This is a genomic window from Winogradskyella pacifica (assembly GCF_003386275.1).
Taxonomy (GTDB): domain Bacteria; phylum Bacteroidota; class Bacteroidia; order Flavobacteriales; family Flavobacteriaceae; genus Winogradskyella; species Winogradskyella pacifica.
In genome coordinates this window covers 424285-444108 of the sequence record NZ_QREI01000001.1, presented here as the reverse complement: position 1 = coordinate 444108, position 19824 = coordinate 424285, and the positions used below count along the sequence as shown (strand labels likewise).

General features: G+C 34.4%; 11 protein-coding genes. 5 read left to right on the top strand and 6 right to left on the bottom strand.

What is annotated here, in order from left to right; all coding sequences use genetic code 11:
- Positions 1-274 precede the first annotated feature (274 nt).
- The 6 genes from DFQ09_RS01940 to ilvD all read right to left on the bottom strand — a co-directional run bounded on the left by DFQ09_RS01940 (position 275) and on the right by ilvD (position 9143).
- The gene (locus tag DFQ09_RS01940; RefSeq protein WP_115807903.1) at positions 275-1867 is read right to left on the bottom strand and encodes an NADP-dependent glyceraldehyde-3-phosphate dehydrogenase; all 1593 of its coding nucleotides are present in this window, start codon (positions 1865-1867) and stop codon (positions 275-277) included.
- An 80-nt stretch (positions 1868-1947) separates the two neighbouring features.
- The gene (gene ilvA, locus DFQ09_RS01935) at positions 1948-3216 is read right to left on the bottom strand and encodes a threonine ammonia-lyase IlvA (protein WP_115807902.1); all 1269 of its coding nucleotides are present in this window, start codon (positions 3214-3216) and stop codon (positions 1948-1950) included.
- A gap of 103 nt (positions 3217-3319) precedes the next feature.
- Entirely contained in the window at positions 3320-4819 is a 1500-nt protein-coding gene (gene ilvC, locus DFQ09_RS01930) for a ketol-acid reductoisomerase (RefSeq protein ID WP_115807901.1), read from the bottom strand.
- 112 nt (positions 4820-4931) lie between these two features.
- On the bottom strand, positions 4932-5462 hold the full coding sequence (gene ilvN, locus DFQ09_RS01925; protein ID WP_115807900.1) for an acetolactate synthase small subunit: 531 nt from the start codon (positions 5460-5462) through the stop codon (positions 4932-4934).
- 112 nt (positions 5463-5574) lie between these two features.
- Complete coding sequence (gene ilvB, locus DFQ09_RS01920) at positions 5575-7311, bottom strand: biosynthetic-type acetolactate synthase large subunit (RefSeq protein ID WP_115807899.1); 1737 nt, start codon at positions 7309-7311, stop codon at positions 5575-5577.
- Between the two features lie 152 nt (positions 7312-7463).
- A complete protein-coding gene (ilvD, locus tag DFQ09_RS01915; RefSeq protein ID WP_115807898.1) occupies positions 7464-9143 on the bottom strand; it encodes a dihydroxy-acid dehydratase in 1680 nt (559 codons plus the stop codon).
- A 499-nt stretch (positions 9144-9642) separates the two neighbouring features.
- Here ilvD and DFQ09_RS01910 point away from each other — a divergent pair, with 499 nt between their 5' ends.
- The 5 genes from DFQ09_RS01910 to DFQ09_RS01890 all read left to right on the top strand — a co-directional run bounded on the left by DFQ09_RS01910 (position 9643) and on the right by DFQ09_RS01890 (position 19782).
- Positions 9643-10272 carry a fasciclin domain-containing protein gene (locus DFQ09_RS01910; RefSeq protein WP_245940292.1) on the top strand — a complete coding sequence of 210 codons (630 nt, stop codon included), beginning with the start codon at positions 9643-9645 and terminating at the stop codon, positions 10270-10272.
- A gap of 143 nt (positions 10273-10415) precedes the next feature.
- Entirely contained in the window at positions 10416-13223 is a 2808-nt protein-coding gene (locus tag DFQ09_RS01905) for a LuxR C-terminal-related transcriptional regulator (RefSeq protein ID WP_115807896.1), read from the top strand.
- A 252-nt stretch (positions 13224-13475) separates the two neighbouring features.
- Entirely contained in the window at positions 13476-16508 is a 3033-nt protein-coding gene (locus DFQ09_RS01900; RefSeq protein WP_115807895.1) for a SusC/RagA family TonB-linked outer membrane protein, read from the top strand.
- An 11-nt stretch (positions 16509-16519) separates the two neighbouring features.
- Entirely contained in the window at positions 16520-18058 is a 1539-nt protein-coding gene (locus DFQ09_RS01895) for a RagB/SusD family nutrient uptake outer membrane protein (RefSeq protein WP_115807894.1), read from the top strand.
- An 11-nt stretch (positions 18059-18069) separates the two neighbouring features.
- On the top strand, positions 18070-19782 hold the full coding sequence (locus tag DFQ09_RS01890) for a LamG-like jellyroll fold domain-containing protein (RefSeq protein ID WP_115807893.1): 1713 nt from the start codon (positions 18070-18072) through the stop codon (positions 19780-19782).
- The last annotated feature ends 42 nt before the right edge of the window (positions 19783-19824 follow it).

The window sequence follows — 19824 nt, the reverse complement described above, 5'->3', positions numbered from 1 at the left end:
AAGAAATAAATGTGATGAATTGTTCAATGTGAAAAAAAATTAAAATTGATTAACTAAATGGTTTAAAGTAGATTCCATTAGCGACGTCGCTTGTTTAATAACAAGCGTGTGGGTCTTTCAATTTTATTTCTTTGACTTAACATAATGTAAATTTAGAATTAATATTTAAATATTGACTCAATATGTGGGCTTTTATGAAATTTTTATCAAATTCATAATTCTTTTGAAAAATACTTTAAATAATTCAAATTGAGTGGCTTCAAACCACCTTTCACTAAAGTATATAATCTGTACTCACAAAGTTTGAAGCTCTAGAATCTAATAAATCTTTTAAAATAGCATTGTTATAATCGTTGTCTTTAGAGGCTACAAATGTTCTAATTGAAAATGAACGCAAAGCATCATGTACACTCAGTGTGGCAACTGCCGAATCTTTACGACCTGTAAACGGGTACACATCTGGTCCACGTTGACAAGAACTATTTAAATTCACACGACAAACTAAATTCACAAGAGTATCAATTAAAGGAGCTAATGTTTTTACATCGTTTCCAAATAAACTGACTTGTTGCCCGTAATTAGATTCTGCCATATCATCTAAGGGCTCTTCAATATCTGAAAACGGAACGATAGGAATTACAGGTCCAAATTGTTCTTCTTGAAAGACGCGCATATCTTTTGTTACAGGATATAAAACGGCTGGGAAAATGTAGTTTTCGGTGGTTTCTCCTCCTTTTTCGTTAATAACTTTGGCACCTTTTTCAGTAGCGTCGTCAATTAGATCTTGAATGTAATCTGGTTTGTCTGGTTCTGGTAATGGAGTTAATTTAGCTCCATCTTCCCATGGGTTCCCAAATTTTAAAGCATCGACTTTAGCTGAAAACCGTTTATTGAACTCTTCAACAATGTCTTCATGTACATATAAGACTTTTAAAGCCGTACAGCGTTGTCCATTAAAAGAAGTGGTTCCTGCAATACATTCATCTATGGCTAAATCTAAATCGGCATCGGGTAACACAATTGCCGGATTTTTAGCTTCAAGACCTAAAACTAAACGCAGTCTGTTACTTTTTGGATGTTGATTTTGTAACGCATTTGCTGATTTACTATTTCCGATTAAAGCCAAAACATCAACTTTACCAGATTGCATAATTGGTGCAGCAACTGTTCTTCCACGACCATAAATGATATTAACCACTCCTTTTGGAAAACTATCTCTAAAAGCTTCCAATAAAGGTGTAATTAGTAACACACCATGTTTTGCGGGTTTAAAAATCGCTGTATTTCCCATGATTAATGCCGGAATCAATAAGGCAAAAGTTTCATTTAAAGGGTAGTTATAAGGACCTAGACATAAAACAACACCTAAAGGTCCTCTTCTAATGTGTGCGTTAACGCCAGAACTTTTTACAAATTTAGCGCTGTCGCGATCCATTTGTTTGTAGTCTTCAATGGTATCGTAAATGTATTCAACCGTTCTATCAAATTCCTTTTCAGAATCTGGTAAGTTTTTACCAATTTCCCACATTAATAATTTTACAACCTCCTCGCGTTTGGTTTTCATTTGCTCTACAAACTTTTCCATGCAAGCAATACGATCTACAACTTTCATTGTTGGCCACAACCCTTGTCCTTTATTGTATGCAGAAACAGCAGCATCTAATGCTTTTATAGCTTCTTTTTTTCCTAAGGTCGGAATAGTTCCAAGTAGTGTAGGTTTATAATCTTCAGTGGAAGAAATTGTAGAATAGACTTTAGAAGTTTCTCCGCGCCAAGGTATCAGTGCTCCGTCTACTAAATAGGTGTTCTGGTCGACTAAATTTTTAATTTGAAACTGTTCTGGAATATTCACAAATGTTGAAGTCATAATAACTTGTTTTGAACTATTAATGGTAAGTAATAAAGATACTTAATTGTATCCTTTATGAGGGTTAAGTATATGTTAAGCTATACTAAAAACTGGAATAAATCGGGTTTGTCATTTAGGTAATCTCCATAGAAATTATGAAGTTTCATTTTAGTAATTAATGGCTCTAAATCATCAGGTGATTTTAATTGTAAACCAACGACTGCGACATCATTTTCGCGATTGACTTTTTTAGTGTATTCAAAATGCGTAATATCATCTGTAGGTCCTAAAATATCAACTACAAAATCACGTAAAGCACCTGCGCGTTGCGGAAACTTAATAATAAAGTAATGCTTAAGATTGGCGTAGAGAAGTGCACGTTCTTTAATTTCTGCCATTCGTGTGATATCATTATTGCTACCACTAATAACACAAACTACATTTTTACCTTTAATTTCTTCAGAAAATTGGTCTAAGGCACAAAGACTTAAAGCTCCTGCTGGTTCAACAACAATAGCATCCTTATTATATAGGTCTAAAATCGTCTGACAAATTTTGCCTTCGTCCACCGTAACTACACGATGTAGTGTCTCTTTGCAAATAGCAAAACTTAAATCACCAACACGTTTAACCGCAGCTCCATCTACAAAACTATCGATGGTGTCTAACTCCGTATTTTTATTAGCCCTAATAGAGGTTAACATAGCCGGAGCACCTTTTGGTTCTACACTAATGATTTTTGTTTGAGGTGATAAGATTTTAAAAACAGAGGACAATCCTGCTGCTAATCCACCACCACCAACAGGTACAAATACATAATGAATGGGATGCGTTTCTGATTGATCAATAATTTCTAAACCAACGGTTGCCTGTCCTTCAATAACTTTTTCATCATTAAACGGGTGGACAAACGTTTTGTTGAGTTCCTCACTTTGTTGCATGGCTGCATGGTAAGCATCGTCAAACGTATCTCCAACTAAAACAACGTCAACAAAATCTTCTCCGAACATTTTTACCTGCTCAATCTTTTGATTGGGAGTAGGGGAAGGCATAAAAATAGTACCTTTTATTTTTAAAAGCTTACACGAAATCGCCACACCTTGCGCATGATTTCCTGCACTGGCGCACACAATTTCATTTTCAATTTGAGAAGGACTCAAAGAGGATATTTTATTATAAGCACCACGAATTTTGTAAGAACGTACAACTTGTAGATCTTCTCTTTTGAAATAAATGTTGGCATCAAAATCTTTAGAATATCTGGCGTTTTTAATTAAAGGTGTTACTGATGCAATCCCTATTAATTTTTCTGCTGCAGCTTCAATAGCTTTTAATGTTGGTCTGTATGTGGTTTTTGTTTCTTCCATGCTCACTTCCCTTGAAAAAGGGAATCTCTTATTTATTAGACCTATCAGGTTTTGACTTCGACTACACTTAGCCATCATAAAACCTGATAGGATAATTTTTTTCTTACGCTAAAACAGATGCTTTTACGTCATCAGTTTTAATTACTTTCATTGCTGTCATTGCCGCACGTAAACGTTGACCAACAGCTTCGATAGGATGATTTCTAATCGCATCATTAATTGCAATTAATTCAATATTATCAACTCCTGTTGTCTGAGAGAATGATTTTCCAATGATTGACGTATCTACCGTTTTCATGAAATCCGTTAATAACGGTTTGCAAGCGTGATCAAATAAATAACAACCATATTCTGCCGTATCAGAGATGACGCGGTTCATCTCAAATAATTTTTTTCTTGCGATAGTGTTTGCGATAAGTGGTAATTCATGTAAAGATTCGTAATAAGCAGAATCTTCGATAATACCTGCACTTACCATCGTTTCGAAAGCGAGTTCAACACCAGATTTTACAAAAGCAATTAGTAATACACCATGATCAAAATATTCTTGTTCTGTAATGTGATCTGAAGTTAATTCTGTTTTTTCAAAGGCAGTTTCTTCAGTTGCAGCTCTCCAAGTTAAGAGGTTGATATCGTCATTTGCCCAATCTTCCATCATGGTTTGAGAGAAGTGACCAGAAATAATATCATCCATATGCTTTTCAAAAAGCGGACGCATAATGCCTTTTAATTCTTCAGATAATTCGAATGCTTTTAGTTTAGCAGGATTAGATAAACGATCCATCATGTTGGTAATTCCACCATGCTTCAATGCTTCGGTAATCGTTTCCCAACCAAACTGAATTAATTTAGCAGCGTAACCAGGTTCTATACCTTCTTCAACCATTTTATCAAAAGATAAAATGGCTCCGGTTTGTAATAAACCACAAAGAATAGTTTGTTCTCCCATTAAATCACTTTTCACTTCTGCAATAAAAGACGATTCTAATACACCTGCGCGATGACCACCAGTTGCGGCAGCATAAGCTTTAGCTTGAGCCCAACCTTTTCCTTCAGGATCATTTTCAGGATGTACAGCAGTTAATGTCGGAACTCCAAAACCTCTTTTGTATTCTTCTCTTACTTCAGTTCCAGGACATTTTGGTGCTACCATAATTACGGTTAAATCCTCACGGATTTTTGTGCCTTCTTCAACAATATTGAAACCATGAGAATAGCTTAATGTTGCTCCTTTTTTCATTAAAGGCATTATCGCTTTTACAACATTGGTATGTTGCTTGTCTGGTGTTAAGTTTAACACTAAATCTGCCGTTGGTATTAATTCTTCATACGTACCAACAGTAAATCCGTTAGAGGTTGCGTTTTTGTAAGAATCACGTTTTTCATCAATAGCTTGTTGACGCAACGTATAAGAAATGTCTAATCCGGAATCGCGCATATTTAATCCTTGATTTAGGCCTTGAGCACCACAACCAACAATTACTATTTTCTTTCCTTTTAATGCGTTTACGCCATCTTCAAATTCTGAAGCGTCCATAAAACGACATTTTCCTAACTGATCTAATTGTTCTCTTAATGGTAATGTGTTGAAATAATTTGACATTGTTTTTTTGTTTTTGAGAAAATAGAAGAAGGATAAAAGAGTAAAGACACTGTAATTGTATGTCATTAAATCTTCTATTTTCTTTATTCTATTCTCTTATTTCTTTTTTAATTTAATGTTGCAACGCTTTAAGCATTGTTGATATTTTCATTTCGTCTTTAGTTACAGCAATGCGTCCTGAACGTGTAAATTGCATGATTCCGAAAACGGTTAATTCTCTGTGTAATAAATCTATTTCTTCTTTTCTGCCTGATTTTTCTATAACGAAGAAATCACGATTTACAGTGACAATCCTAGCGTTACTTTCCTTAATTATATTTTGAATTTGACGTTCATCAAACAATAAGTTAGATCTCATCTTAAACATGCACGATTGCTGATAAATGATTTCTTCTTCCGTATGATAATAAGCTTTTATCACTTCGACTTGCTTTTCAATCTGACCTTGAATCTTTTTCATTTGAGATTCGGTAATATTGACGACAATTGTGAATCTTGAAACACCTTCGATTTCTGATGGGGATGTGTTTAAACTTTCAATATTCATGTGTCTTCTTTGGAATATTGCAGAAATTCTATTCAACAATCCAATGTTGTTTTCCGTATAAATTGAAACGGTATATTGTTTGTTTTCTGTACTCATTTTTTTGAGATTATAGATAAAAGAAAATAGAAAACAGACTCATATTTAGTTCTATTTCACTTTTTTCTCTCATTCGACTTTGTTCTTTTCTCTGTATTCTATTTTCTTCGTTTTACTCTAATCTTATATCTGAAACACTTGCTCCGGTTGGAATCATTGGGAATACATTACCTTCCTTTTCCACCCTAACTTCTAAGAAATAAGGACCTTCACAGTCAATCATTTCTTTTACAGCAGCTTTTAAGTCTTTACGTTCTGTTACTTTTTGTGCTTCAATAGAGTAGCCTTTTGCAATGGCTACAAAATCTGGGTTAACCATTTCGGTAGAAGCATAGCGTTTATCGAAAAATAACTGTTGCCATTGACGTACCATACCAAGGAATTCGTTATTTAATACCACAATTTTTACAGGTACTTTTTGTTGAAAAATAGTTCCTAATTCTTGAATGGTCATTTGGTAACCTCCATCACCAGCGATCATAACGACTTCTCTATCTGGTGCTGCCATTTTTGCACCAATAGCTGCTGGTAAAGCAAATCCCATAGTTCCCAATCCGCCAGACGTAATATTACTTTTGGTTTTGTTGAATTCGGCATAACGACAAGCAGTCATTTGGTGCTGACCAACATCACTTACAATGGCAGCATCTCCTTTGGTTTGAATGTTGATTTCTTTCAACACTTCGGCCATAGTTAAGCCTTCTTTTGTAGGGTGTAAATCGTCTTTAATGACTTTTTCGTATTCTATTTTATATAAATCTTTAAATTTTTGATGCCAATCATTATGAGAATTTTCATTCAATAAGGGTAACAAGCTTTTTAAACTGGCTTTTGAATCCCCTAAAACGGCAACATCTGTTTTTACGTTTTTATCTATTTCCGCAGGATCAATATCAAAATGAATGATTTTTGCCTGTTTTGCATAAGTCTCTAAATTGCCTGTGACACGATCATCGAAACGCATTCCGATAGCAATTAATACATCACAATCGTTAGTTAAAACATTTGGAGCATAATTACCGTGCATACCAACCATCCCAACATTTAATGGGTGAGACGTTGGAATTGCTGAAGCTCCTAAAATGGTCCAAGCTGAAGGAATTCCGGCCTTTTCAATAACAGCTTTAAATTCTTCTTCTGCCTTTCCTAAAATGACCCCTTGTCCCCAAACTACTAATGGTTTCTTGGCGTTATTGATAAGTTCTGCTGCAGCTTTTAGGGAATTTACATCTGTATCAGGTACTGGTTTGTAACTTCTAATGCCTTTACATTTTTCGTATTTAAAGTCGAATTCTTCAAACTGAGCATCTTTTGTAATGTCTATTAAAACCGGTCCCGGTCTTCCGCTTCTTGCAATGTAAAATGCTTTTGCGAAAGCCTCAGGGATTTGAGATGCTTTAGTAACCTGACAATTCCATTTGGTTACAGGTGTGGAGATTCCGACAATATCAGTTTCTTGAAACGCATCGCTTCCTAATAAATGCGAACCTACCTGACCAGTGATACAAACCATTGGAGTAGAGTCGATTTGAGCATCAGCAATACCGGTGATTAAATTGGTGGCTCCAGGTCCAGATGTTGCCATGCAGACACCAACTTTACCTGAAATACGAGCATAACCTTGTGCAGAATGTGTGGCGCCTTGCTCATGACGTGTTAGCACATGATGAATTTTATCTTGATACTTATATAATTCATCATAAACTGGCATAATGGCTCCACCAGGATAACCGTAAAGGATATCAACACCTTCGGCTAATAAACATTTTATAACTGCTTCACTACCTGAAATACGTTCTGTAGTTTCTGCAGTTTTAACTTGATTTTGCATAGTTTGAGTTTCTTTCATGTTTTTACTTCCCGTTAAATTGGGAATCTCATTTTAAAATCTGTCATCTCTTAGGACGTTAGATTGGTTATTCAATTCTTATGTTTTAATTCTCTTATAATCGAAAGGCTTTCTGCTTTATCGACTAGAAAATTCTTTTTTTTAATGCTATTTTAGAATTCGTCAGTGACACATCCTTTAGATGCTGACGATACTGTTTTAGCGTATTTATAAAGGACTCCACGTTCAAATTTTAATTCTGGCGCTTTCCAATTTTGACGTCTTTTCTGAAGTTCTGCTTCAGAGACTTCTAATGATATTGAATTGGTTTCTGCATCTATCGTAATAATATCTCCATCTTTTACGACGGCGATTGTGCCTCCTTCTTGTGCTTCGGGTGTAATATGACCAACAACAAAACCATGTGTTCCTCCAGAGAAACGACCATCTGTAATTAAAGCCACATCTTTACCTAAACCTGCTCCCATAATTGCAGCCGTTGGTTTTAACATTTCTGGCATTCCTGGTCCACCTTTTGGGCCTTCATATCTAATGACGACCACATCTCCTTTTTCAACTTTACCATCTCTAATACCATCGTTTGCGGCATATTCTCCTTCAAAAACCTTGGCTTTTCCTCTAAAGCATAAGCCTTCTTTTCCTGTTATTTTAGCCACACTGCCTTCGGTAGCTAAATTTCCGTAGAGCATTCTTAAGTGTCCTGAAATCTTAATAGGTTCTTCAATTGGTTTTATAACGTCTTGTCCTTCTTTAAGATCTGGTACATCTAATAAGTTTTCTGCAATTGTTTTTCCTGTGACAGTTAAACAATCTCCGTGAATCATACCTTTCTTTAAAAGATATTTTAATACTGCAGGAATTCCTCCTACGGCATGAACATCTTCCATTAAATATTTTCCGCTAGGTTTTAAATCTGCTAAAAATGGCGTGTTATCACTGATAGCTTGAAAATCTTTTAGGGTAAAATCTATTTGTGCGGCTCTGGCAATGGCTAAAAAGTGTAATACGGCATTTGTAGAACCTCCTAAAATAGTCACTAGTCTTACTGCGTTTTCTAAAGATTTTCTAGTAATAATATCTGAAGGCTTTATATCTTTTTCTAATAATAAACGTAAAGCTTCACCGGCTCTTACGGATTCTTTTTTCTTAGCATCGCTTAACGCGGGATTTGAAGAATTAAAAGGTAAAGTCATTCCTAAAGCTTCAATAGCAGAAGCCATAGTATTTGCCGTGTACATACCTCCGCAGGCTCCAGCTCCAGGACATGCTTTTTCAACGATACTTTGATATTCAGTTTCGTCCATAGTTCCAGCAACTTTACTTCCCCACGCTTCAAAAGCAGAAACAACATCTAATTTTTTTCCTTCGTGGCAGCCAGAATCGATTGTACCTCCATAAACTAGGATACTTGGTCTATCTAAACGAATCATGGCCATTAATGCTCCAGGCATATTTTTATCACATCCTACGACTGTGATTAGCCCATCATAACTCATGGCTTGGACTACGGTTTCCATTGAATCCGCAATAATATCTCGAGATGGCAATGAGTAACGCATTCCTGGTGTTCCCATAGATATACCGTCGCTCACACCAATGGTGTTAAAAATTAACCCAATCACATCTTCGTTTTTTGTACCTTCTTTAACCAGTTTGGCTAAGTCATTAAGATGCATATTACAAGGATTACCTTCGTAACCTGTACTTGCAATACCAACGATTGGTTTAAAGAAATCTTCTTTAGTTAATCCAATAGCATGCAGCATGGCTTGAGCCGCTGGTTGCGTTGGATCTTGTGTAACTGTTTTACTGTATTTGTTTAATTCGCTCATAATAAATAGGTGTGCAACATCGATTTGCTAAATCTAAATTACTTGATATACTATGTTTAGTTATTAATATTCTATTTCTTAATCTAAATTCAATACTACAAACATCAATTTAGTTCTCTGTTAATCAATGCTTTAAGTCTTGTTTATTATGATGTCCAAGTAAGTGAATTTTTTATATAAAAAAAGCCTTCCGGAAAAGGAAGGCTTTAAATAAATCTATATTTTAATTTATCATAACATTCCTTGGCTTCGCGAAATAATCACGATGCTAATAATAGAAATGATATTGATAATTTGGTTTTTCATATACTGAATCAAATATTGTACATTTTATTTTAGAATCCAAATTTAAAAACGCGAAATACACCTAAAAGTGTGTGTTATAGGGATTTACTTTTTTGTTAAAGTTATACTAAACTCGAGCTTGGAAAAATCCATAAGCCTGTAATACCGTATATATAGTATAACCAATAAATAAAATTTAATTATGAAATTAAAAATGAATAGAATATTAGGAACCGTAACATGTATGTTATTTTTAGTCTTAACAGCATGTAACGATGGAAAAAAAGAGGCAGAAAAGATGAAAATGGAGGCTGAAAAGGTTGAAATGGAGGCTACGCAGAAGAAAGACATGGAGATGAAAAAGATGGAGGAAGAAAAGAGGGTAATGGCCATGGAAACCAGTATTGCAGGTAAAGCAATGTCTAATGATGATTTGTCTACTTTAGTAGCTGCATTAAAAGCCGCAGATTTAGCAACAATGTTATCAGAACCTGGAAATTATACTGTTTTTGCGCCATCTAATCAGGCCTTTTCTAAATTGCCAGAAGGTACGGTAGATAACTTGCTGAAGCCTGAGAATAAAGAAGGTCTTCAAAATGTTTTAAAATACCATGTAGTATCCGGGAAAATAACTTCGGATAAACTCATGGAAGCTATTAAAGGAGGAAAAGGTAAATACACTTTTAAAACTGTAGGTGGTGAGGAATTAACAGCTATGATGGATGGTGATCAATTTATGATACAAGATTCTAGAGGTAAAAAATCTCAAGTCGTTCAAGGAAATGTTGATGCATCAAATGGAATAGTATACATTATTAATGATGTATTGATGGCTAAGAAATAATAACATTTAATGACTAATAGTTTAAAGACTCAACTTCGGTTGGGTCTTTTTTTTATATCACGAATTATGTATCTAAGTGCAGTCACGTTGAATGAAATTCTTATTTTTAAAGCGTTTTCATAAAATTTGTATATTGTTGTTACATGAAAAAAATATTATTTTTTTTACTTTTCTTAATCGTTTTTTCTTCAGAGTGTTATAGTCAATTCTCTCCAAACATCCATAATTTTACGTTGGCTGAGTATAAAGCAGGTAATCAAAACTGGGGTATTTCTAGAGCTGATAATGGTAAAGTCTATGTTGCTAACAATAGTGGATTGTTAGAATATGACGGTTTGGTTTGGAAATTCCATCAATTACCGAATAAGACTATCGTGAGATCTGTTTTGGCAGTTGATGATATTGTCTATACAGGATCTTATGAAGAATTCGGGTATTGGAAAAAAGATGAATTCGGATATCTTAAATATTATTCTTTAAGTGATACTGTACTTGACTTAATCTCTCCGAACGAAGAAATATGGGAAGTTGTAAGCTTTAACGGTAAAATCATCTTTAGGTCATTTCTGAATATTTATATCTATGATTTTGAGAACGTCATTCAATTAAGTCCTGGTTCGGTTATAATTTCTTGTAGCGTCGTTGAAGACAACTTATATATAAGCACCTTAAATCAAGGTATATTTAAATTGAAAGAAAAGGCACTAGAACCTTTTTATTCTAATGAGTTATTATTAGATACTAAAATTGTTTCTGTCAATACTTACAAGGATAAACTTTTATTAATGACGTCACTAAAAGGAAGTTTTTTCTTGGATAATGGTCGGCTAATTCCAACGAATTTTGAAATTGATGAACAGATACGTCTGCATCAATTAAATGCATTTTCAATTTTAGGGAATGGAGATATGGTTTTTGGAACCATAAAAGACGGGGTCTTCTTAACGGATAATAATGGGAACCCTAAGTTTCATATAAGTAAAGAGAATGGCTTACTTAATAATACGGTTTTAGGTCAATCTATAGATAAAACAGATAATCTTTGGCTGGGTTTAGATAATGGTATCGCTAATATTGAACTTAATAACAGTAACTATTTTTTTAATGATGTTTCTGGTAAGTTAGGCGCCGTTTATGATGTAGTTAAATATAAAGGTGTCATTTATATTGGTACCAATACAGGACTTTTTAGGTTGGATAAAGACGATAAATTAAAATTTATTGAAGGTTCACAAGGTCAGGTGTGGGATTTGGAGATTATTGAAGATGAACTGTTTTGCGGTCATAATGAAGGTACATTTATTGTGGACGAGGATAAAATGATTCCTATCTCTACTTATACGGGTGGTTGGACCATTAAAAAAGTACCAGAACGAGAGCATACGTATATACAAGGTACATATTCTGGTTTAGTGCGGTTTGAAAAGGTATCTGGCGAATGGCAGGTGAAACACCTTGGTAAAACCTCAGTTCCTTCACGTTTTTTAGTGTTTGAAAATCCAAATACTGCCTGGGTGGCTCATGCAACCAAAGGTGTGTCTAAAATCAGTTTTGATGATAATTATGATGAGATCACTGAAGTCAAGGAATACCATGACAAAGGCTTAAGTTCTAACTATAATGTGCGCGTTTATAATATTAGGAACAATATTAGTTTTAAGTCTAATGAAGGCTGGCAAAAATACGAACCGATTTTAGATTCTATAGTCCCTTATGAGTTACTCAATGATTTGTTAGGTAAGAATAGTTACATTATTTCAGAAGACAATACGGATGTTTTTGCCTTAAAAAATAAAGGTGGTTTTATAGAATTTAAATCATTTGATACTACTCGGGACGATTTTTATTTAAACGATATTTTTTTAAAGAACAGGTATATTGTAGGTTACGAAAACGTCTCTAAGATTAAAGACTCTATTTATGCTTTAAATCTCGATAATGGTTTTATGATGATAAATAATACGTCTATTGCAGGCGTTAATTTATATAAGCCAAACATAGAGATTATTTCAATAAGTGGAGTTCCTCTTAGTGTTTCTGCTATTGAAGATGAATTGGTAGGTTTTAAATTTAAAGAAAGTGTTGCTGTAGAATTATCGTCTTCAAAATCTCTAAATCATTTTTTTGAGTATCGTATTTCAGAAGCAAATGTTGATGAAGGGAATGATATATGGTATACAATTGATGGTAATAAAGTAGAGTTTTCAAACCTTATAGATGGTGATTATACTATTGCTTTTAGAACTAGTGATAACGCGGGTAATGTGTCATCGATTAAATCTTTGCGAGTAGATGTGTATCCTCCTTGGTATAGAGATACGTTAGGATATTTACTGTATTTGCTTTTAGCAGGCTTAATCATATTTGTGTTTTACACACTTCACCATAAAAAAATAGCGAAGGAACAGCGGATCATTAAGATTAAATATCAAAAAGAGCAGCAAAAGTTATTGCGAGAAAAAACTTTAGAAAATGAAAAGCGCATCGTTCAGCTTAAAAATGAATCATTACAGAACGAAATAAAGCTTAAAAGCAAGCAGCTAGCTAATAATGCTATGGCCTTGGTTAAGAAGAATGAAACCTTACAAGACATTAAGAAGGATTTAATGATTAATAAGGATGGCTTCAATAATTATTACTCATATAAAAAACTGGTAAAGAAGTTAGATAATTCAATTGTTCTAAAAGACGAATGGGAAGTCTTTGAGAATAATTTTAGTCAAGTACACGATGAATTTTTTGAAGCTTTAAAGGCAAAACATTCTAAACTTACGCCGAAGGATTTAAAAATTTGTGCATACATCAAAATGAATTTATCTTCAAAAGAAATTGCACCACTTATGAATATCTCAGTTAGAGGTGTTGAAACTCATCGATATCGATTAAAAAAGAAATTAAACTTAGAAAATGATATTTCTTTGGTGGATTATTTGTTAAATATTAAAAATTAGGTGTGTTTTCTTACTTTATCACAGTTCTTCAATACGTCATTACTACGTCACATTACTAATTCTCTTTCTACTACAACGTTTTTTTTATAGCTTTAGAGTACGTCAAATGGGGTTTTATTTACAGTTAACACGCTTCTTCATAATATGTGGTGTATTTAAAATGTAAATAGATGTTATCAGAGTTTAACTTTTCATTATAATTTAGACTTTTAAATAAACTAACTCTAATTTATTAAATATTAATCAATCTATATGAAAACAAAAATTAGTCTATTGTTGATGTTGTTTATTTCAGTCTGTTCTTTTGCTCAGCAGATTGAAATTAATGGAATTGTAACAAGTGAAAGTGACGGGATGCCTTTACCAGGTGCTAGTGTCATAATTAAAGGAACGAGCAGAGGAACTACAACTGATTTTGATGGTAGATACATAATTAAGGCGGATGCTGGAGAACAAATTGAATTCAGTTATATCGGTTTTGTTCCACAGCTCATTACTGTAGGTGGTCAAACACAAATAAATATTACGCTACAAGATGATGTGGCATCTCTAAACGAGGTTGTTGTTGTCGGTTATGGTACTCAGAAAAAAGCGGATTTAACAGGTGCTATTTCTACTGTAAAATCGGAAGATATTGCTAAAACACCTAGTGGTAATATTATGCAGTCCATACAAGGAAAAGTGGCAGGTGTGCAGGTTGTAAGTAGTGGTTCGCCTGGTGGTTCACCAACGGTTAGAATTAGAGGTGTGAACTCTTACAAAGGGGGAGCAACTCCTTTATATGTCGTTGATGGAATGTTTTATGATACTATTGATTTCTTAGATAGTAATCAAATTGAAACAATTTCGGTTTTAAAAGATGCCTCTTCAATTTCTATTTTTGGTCAAGCCGGTGTTAATGGTGTAATCATCATAGAAACAAAGAACGGAAGAACGGAGCAAAAGCCAGTTTTTACTTATAATGGATACTCTGGTTACCAAAATGCTCAGAATGTTGTTAAAATGGCAAACGCAGAGCAATTTGTAACTATGGCTTATGAGTCAAATTCTCAACCAGATATTGATTTTGTTAATAACGCAATACAACGTTTTGGACGTAGCAGAGTGAATCCTAATATTCCAGATGTTAATACTGATTGGTATAAAGAGATTTTGCGCGTTGCGCCAATTTCAAGTCATGGTATTGGTGTTACTGGTGGTTCCGAAAAAACATCTTATAGTGTTAATGCTAACTATTTTTCTCAAGAAGGTATTTTAGATATGGAAAACGAATATGAGCGTTTCAACATTCAATCTAACCTTACGATAGAGTTATCTGACCGTTTAAAAATTGGAACTAATGCTATTTTTAGTAATGCAACGCAATATAATCCTGAAAATGGAGCATGGTTTCAAGCGTATTCTGCAGTGCCAATTTTACCGATTTATGATTACGCAAATACACAAGCAACTTCTACGCCGTATTCAGATGCAAGTCTATTAGGTTACCGTGGAACACAAAACCCGTTTCCTACTATGGAGTATAATAACAATCAGCTTAAGATTAGAAAAGTCTTAACAAGTATGTTTTTAGAATATGAGTTGGTTCCAGAGAAATTAAAGTTTAAAACATCTTATAGCCATGACTATTCTACCATTTCAGAGAGAAATGTAAGATTACCTTATTTTATATCGTCACAATCACAAAGGGCACAATCTTCTATTAGACGAGCAGAATTAAACTATTCTAAGCAAATATGGGATAATACATTAACTTACAATGATACTTTTGGAGATCATAGTTTAACGCTTCTTGCTGGTTCTTCATATAGAGATTATCAAGATAATTCTTTTGAAGCTACAGGGAATGAGATTCAGGGGATTGATTTAGAAAGCTCATGGTACTTAGATTTTGCAAATCCAACGACATTTAATGAGCAAGTTAAAGAGTCCGGTGATCGCGAGTATTCAATAGCCTTTTTTAGTCGGTTAGAGTATAGTTTTAAGGATAGGTATTTGCTTAATGCAACTATAAGACGTGAAGGTGATGGAAGATTTCCTAGAGAAATTTGGGTCACTACACCAGCTGTAGGTTTAGGATGGGTAGTTTCAGAAGAGAACTTCATGAAAGATAATAATACAATTAATTTTTTCAAGTTACGTGCAGGTTGGGGACAATTGGCTAATGGATTCTTAGGCGGAAGTGCAGGGACAAGAACCGTATCTACAACAACAGCAGATATAGGTGATACTCAAATGAATGGTATATTGACTACAAATACTTTTCAAAATTTAAAACGTGAGATTTTAGAAGAAACAAATTTCGGTATTAGTTCGCGTTTTTTTAACGATAAATTAAGTTTAGAGATCGATTATTACATCCGTGATACTAAAGATTTAGTGCTTCCAAAGGATATACCAATTACCGCTGAAGTTGTGGATACTAATATTGGCGAAATGCGAAATCAAGGTTTAGAAATTGCAGCCAACTGGAACCAACGTATTAATGATGACTGGAGTTTCTCCGTTGGTGGAAATATAGCAACGCTTAAAAATGAAATAACTAGAATTGATAGTGAACAAGGTTATTTTGATACAGGTGAAGCTGAGTTTCGTCAGAGACTTATTGTTGGAGAGTCAGTAAATGCTTTCTATGGTTGGGAGGTAGCAGGTGTTTATCAAAATGCTGATCAAGTAGCAGCAGATCCAACAGCTCAGAATGAAGCTTCAGCAAACAGTAACCAACTTATACCAGGTGATTTTATTTATAAAGATCAAAATAATGATGGTATTATTGATGATAAAGATAGAGTGGTTTTAGGGTCGTATTTGCCGACATTTACTTATGGTGGAAATCTAAATGTCTCATATAAGAATTTCGATTTATCAGTAGCCGTCTCAGGACAAACAGGAAATAAAATATTGAACCGTAAAAGAGGTGAAGTTATTTTTACTAATGACACAAATATAGATGCTGACTTTGCTATAAATAGATGGCATGGTGAAGGAACTACGAATTCATACCCTTCATCAGAAGGAAGAAGAAAAGCATGGAACCAAAAAATGAGTAGCTTTTTTGTTGAAGATGGAGCGTATTTTAGAGTTCAAAATATTCAGTTGGCATACACTATACCTGCTAAATCTCTTGGTGAGAATATGCCAGAGATAAGATTTACATGTACAGCAGAGCGCCCTATAACTGTATTTAGTTATAATGGGTTTAACCCAGAAGTTAGTGATGGTATTGATCGCGAAACTTATGCAGTGCCTGCAGTGTATACATTTGGTGTAAATATTAAAATTTAAAAAAAGCTATTATGAAAAATATAAGTCAAATAATAAAACAGCTAACACTGATGTTGGCAATTTGTGCGGTGGTTTTCTCTTGTACAGATAAATTAGAAGAGAATGATGGTCAACTCGCTGCAGATGATCTCGATTTTACCAATTCTGATGATATGATTTTACCGCTTATCGGTTCGTATTCAGCAGTATATTCTAGAGGTTGGGAAGATCCTTTACTTATTGGTGTTAGGGGAGATGATGTTAATGCAGGTGGCTTAGGAGATCAACCTCAGTTTGCAGATACAGATCTTTTTATCTACGATAATGGGTTTTGGATGTACAACCAAATCTGGGAGAATTTTTATGGTGATATCGTAAAAATTGTAAGTTCTCGCGAAACCATTCAATCATATAAAGATTTTGCAATAGAAGATGAAGATTTAGACAAAGCAGATCAATACATGGCAGAATGTAAAGTGTTAAGTGGTTTTACACATTTTCAGATGTCAAGACTTTGGGGAGATATTTTTATAATAGGAACTTCAGATATTACAGCTGAGCTAGATAAAGGTGTTAAAACAAAAGCTGAAGTTATGCAATACATCTCAGATTTAATGGATGAAGCTATTCCGTTTTTGCCAGATGCTAGACCTAATGAAAGACAAGATGTTTCTGGAGGTGTTACAAAATATACCGCTTTGGCTATAAAAGCCTTAGCGAATTTAGAATTAGAGAATTATCAAGCAGTAGCGGATGTTACGGGTGAAATAATTAATTCTAGTAAATTTAATCTTTATCCAGATTTTTATGATCTGTTTAAGAAAGAAGGAGAGCGCAGTAATGAAAATTTATTTGAGTTGCAATTTTCAGATTACGGTACCGAATCTGGTGCAGAAAATTCTCATGAATATGGCCCATTTGGTCCTTCTAATTGGACTCCAGTTGTAGCGGGTGCATCTGAAGGCTGGGGTTTTTACGAGCCAAGTTTAAAGTTTATTAAATTTATGCTAGACAGAGGTGAAACGACGAGATTAATTACAAGTGTTAATTTTACACCTCGTGGTATAGCTGAAATTACATCAGATCCTGCTTATGCTACCTTACCGAGTTTTGTTTCTAACGTTACACCAGATGGTGATATTTTTAATGACTATTCTAGAGCTAAGTTTGCAAGTGGTAAACATTACTTACCTTCTATTGATTTAACTCCAGGAAGAACAAGGTATGGTTCTGGAAAAAACCTCATTGTTATCAGATATGCAGAAATATTACTTATGTATGCTGAAGCTTTAACTCAAGGTGCAAGCGGATCTGCTGGTTCTGCGGATCAAGCCGTTAACGTAGTAAGAGCAAGAGTTGGATTGCCTGCACTTTCAGGTGTAACAACAGATGACGTTATGGATGAAAAATTTGCAGAGCTTGCTATGGAATGGGGAGTACGCTATTTTGATATGATTCGATTGAATAAATATGAAGAGTTAAGCTACGAAGGACGCACATTTACAGCTGAAGACGAGCTTTTACCATATCCGCAAGCGCAATTGGATTTATTACCACTTGATAACAACTAAAAAATTAGAAAATGAAGAAAATTAATAAATATATAGTAGCAATTACAGCATTGCTGATGATGGTGTCTTGTTATGATGGCATAGATCCAATCACAGAAGTAGATTCAGGGCCAGACGCAGGTGCTCCTGTTGTAACAATTAATTATCCTACAGAAGGTGCTGTAATTACTGGTTTAGAATTGATTGTGCCAATTAATATTAAATTCAAAGTTGAAGATGATATTGAGGTTAGTTCAATTGTTGTCAATTTGGATGGAGTAGAAATAGCATCTTTCGATACGTTTTTAGATTATAGAATTGTTAATGAAGAATACATTTACGATAGCCTATCTAGTGGTGAGCATGTTTTAACAGTTACAGGTACGGATTTAGCAGGAAATACAACTACTGCTACAGTAAATTTTTCGAAAGCTCCTCCATACGAAGCTATGTTTTCTGGAGAGGTGTTTTACATGCCGTTTGATAACAGTTATACCGAATTGTTATCTATAACAGATGCGACTGAAGTTGGCACACCTGAATTTGCTGATAGTGCGTTTGCAGGCACTAATGCCTACATAGCAAGTAATGAATCTTACTTAACATTTCCAATAGAAGGTATGTTTGAGAGTAATATGAGTGGTGCGTTTTGGTATAAAGTTAATGGAGATCCAGATAGATCAGGTATTTTAACTGTTGGAAATGATATTCCAGAAAATAGAAACCAAGGTTTTAGATTACTAAGAGAAGGTACTGCTACAGAACAACGTATTAAGTTAAATATAGGAACTGGTGATGCAGATAATTGGAATGATGGTGGAGTTATTGATGTAACTGCTCAAGAGTGGGTTCACATTGCTTTTACAATTTCGCCAACAGAAACAGTAATTTACCTTGATGGTTTGCCTGTAAATACAGTAACACCAAATGGTCCTATAGATTGGACAGGGACTACCGACATTACAATCGGTGCAGGTGGAGAAACGTTTAGTTATTGGGGACATGAATCTGATGATAGTATTATGGATGAACTTCGTTTATTCAATACAACGTTATCTCAAGATGAAATCCAAAATATGATTAACGTAACTAATCCATACGAGCCAACTTACGATGGTGAAACATTTTATATGCCTTTCAACGGATTTAATACTGAATTTGTAAGCTTAAATGAGCCTACAATGGTAGGAGCAACTGAGTTTTTAGGTGAAGGTTATGAGGGGTCAAATGCTTTTAAAGGTGCTACAGATTCATACTTAACATTCCCTATAGACGGATTGTTTGGTGATGATGCTTTTAGTGCTGCATTTTGGTACAAAGTTGATGGAACACCAGATCGTTCGGGGATATTAGTTGTCGGAAATGACACACCAGAAAATAGAAACCAAGGCTTCAGGTTATTTAGAGAAGGTAATGCAACGGAACAACGTATTAAAGTAAACGTTGGTGTTGGTGATGGAGAAAGCTGGAACGATGGAGGTGTAATAGATGTAACAGCTGGAGAATGGGTACATGTTGCATTAACAGTTTCTGCTACTGAAAGCAAAATCTATTTTAATGGAGTTGAACAATTGTCTTCCGCTTTAAGTTCTAGTATCGATTGGACTGGTTGTTCAGAAATAACAATTGGTGCAGGAGGAGAAACATTTAGTTACTGGGATCACTTATCAGATTTGAGTGCTATCGATGAATTAAGGTTGTTTAATAAGGCTTTAACACAAGCTGAGATAGAGGGTATGCAGTAAAAAGGATAATTCAATTGAGTTAGTCTAATAATTTTTTAATTA

Bases quoted from the DNA above. Each gene is read 5' to 3' on its own strand.
- DFQ09_RS01890 (WP_115807893.1), top strand. From the start codon at position 18,070: ATGAAGAAAATTAATAAATATATAGTAGCAATTACAGCATTGCTGATG.
- DFQ09_RS01895 (WP_115807894.1), top strand. From the start codon at position 16,520: ATGAAAAATATAAGTCAAATAATAAAACAGCTAACACTGATGTTGGCA.
- ilvD (WP_115807898.1), bottom strand. From the start codon at position 9,143: ATGAGCGAATTAAACAAATACAGTAAAACAGTTACACAAGATCCAACG.
- ilvB (WP_115807899.1), bottom strand. From the start codon at position 7,311: ATGAAAGAAACTCAAACTATGCAAAATCAAGTTAAAACTGCAGAAACT.
- ilvN (WP_115807900.1), bottom strand. From the start codon at position 5,462: ATGAGTACAGAAAACAAACAATATACCGTTTCAATTTATACGGAAAAC.
- ilvA (WP_115807902.1), bottom strand. From the start codon at position 3,216: ATGGAAGAAACAAAAACCACATACAGACCAACATTAAAAGCTATTGAA.
- DFQ09_RS01910 (WP_245940292.1), top strand. From the start codon at position 9,643: ATGAATAGAATATTAGGAACCGTAACATGTATGTTATTTTTAGTCTTA.
- DFQ09_RS01905 (WP_115807896.1), top strand. From the start codon at position 10,416: ATGAAAAAAATATTATTTTTTTTACTTTTCTTAATCGTTTTTTCTTCA.
- DFQ09_RS01900 (WP_115807895.1), top strand. From the start codon at position 13,476: ATGAAAACAAAAATTAGTCTATTGTTGATGTTGTTTATTTCAGTCTGT.
- ilvC (WP_115807901.1), bottom strand. From the start codon at position 4,819: ATGTCAAATTATTTCAACACATTACCATTAAGAGAACAATTAGATCAG.
- DFQ09_RS01940 (WP_115807903.1), bottom strand. From the start codon at position 1,867: ATGACTTCAACATTTGTGAATATTCCAGAACAGTTTCAAATTAAAAAT.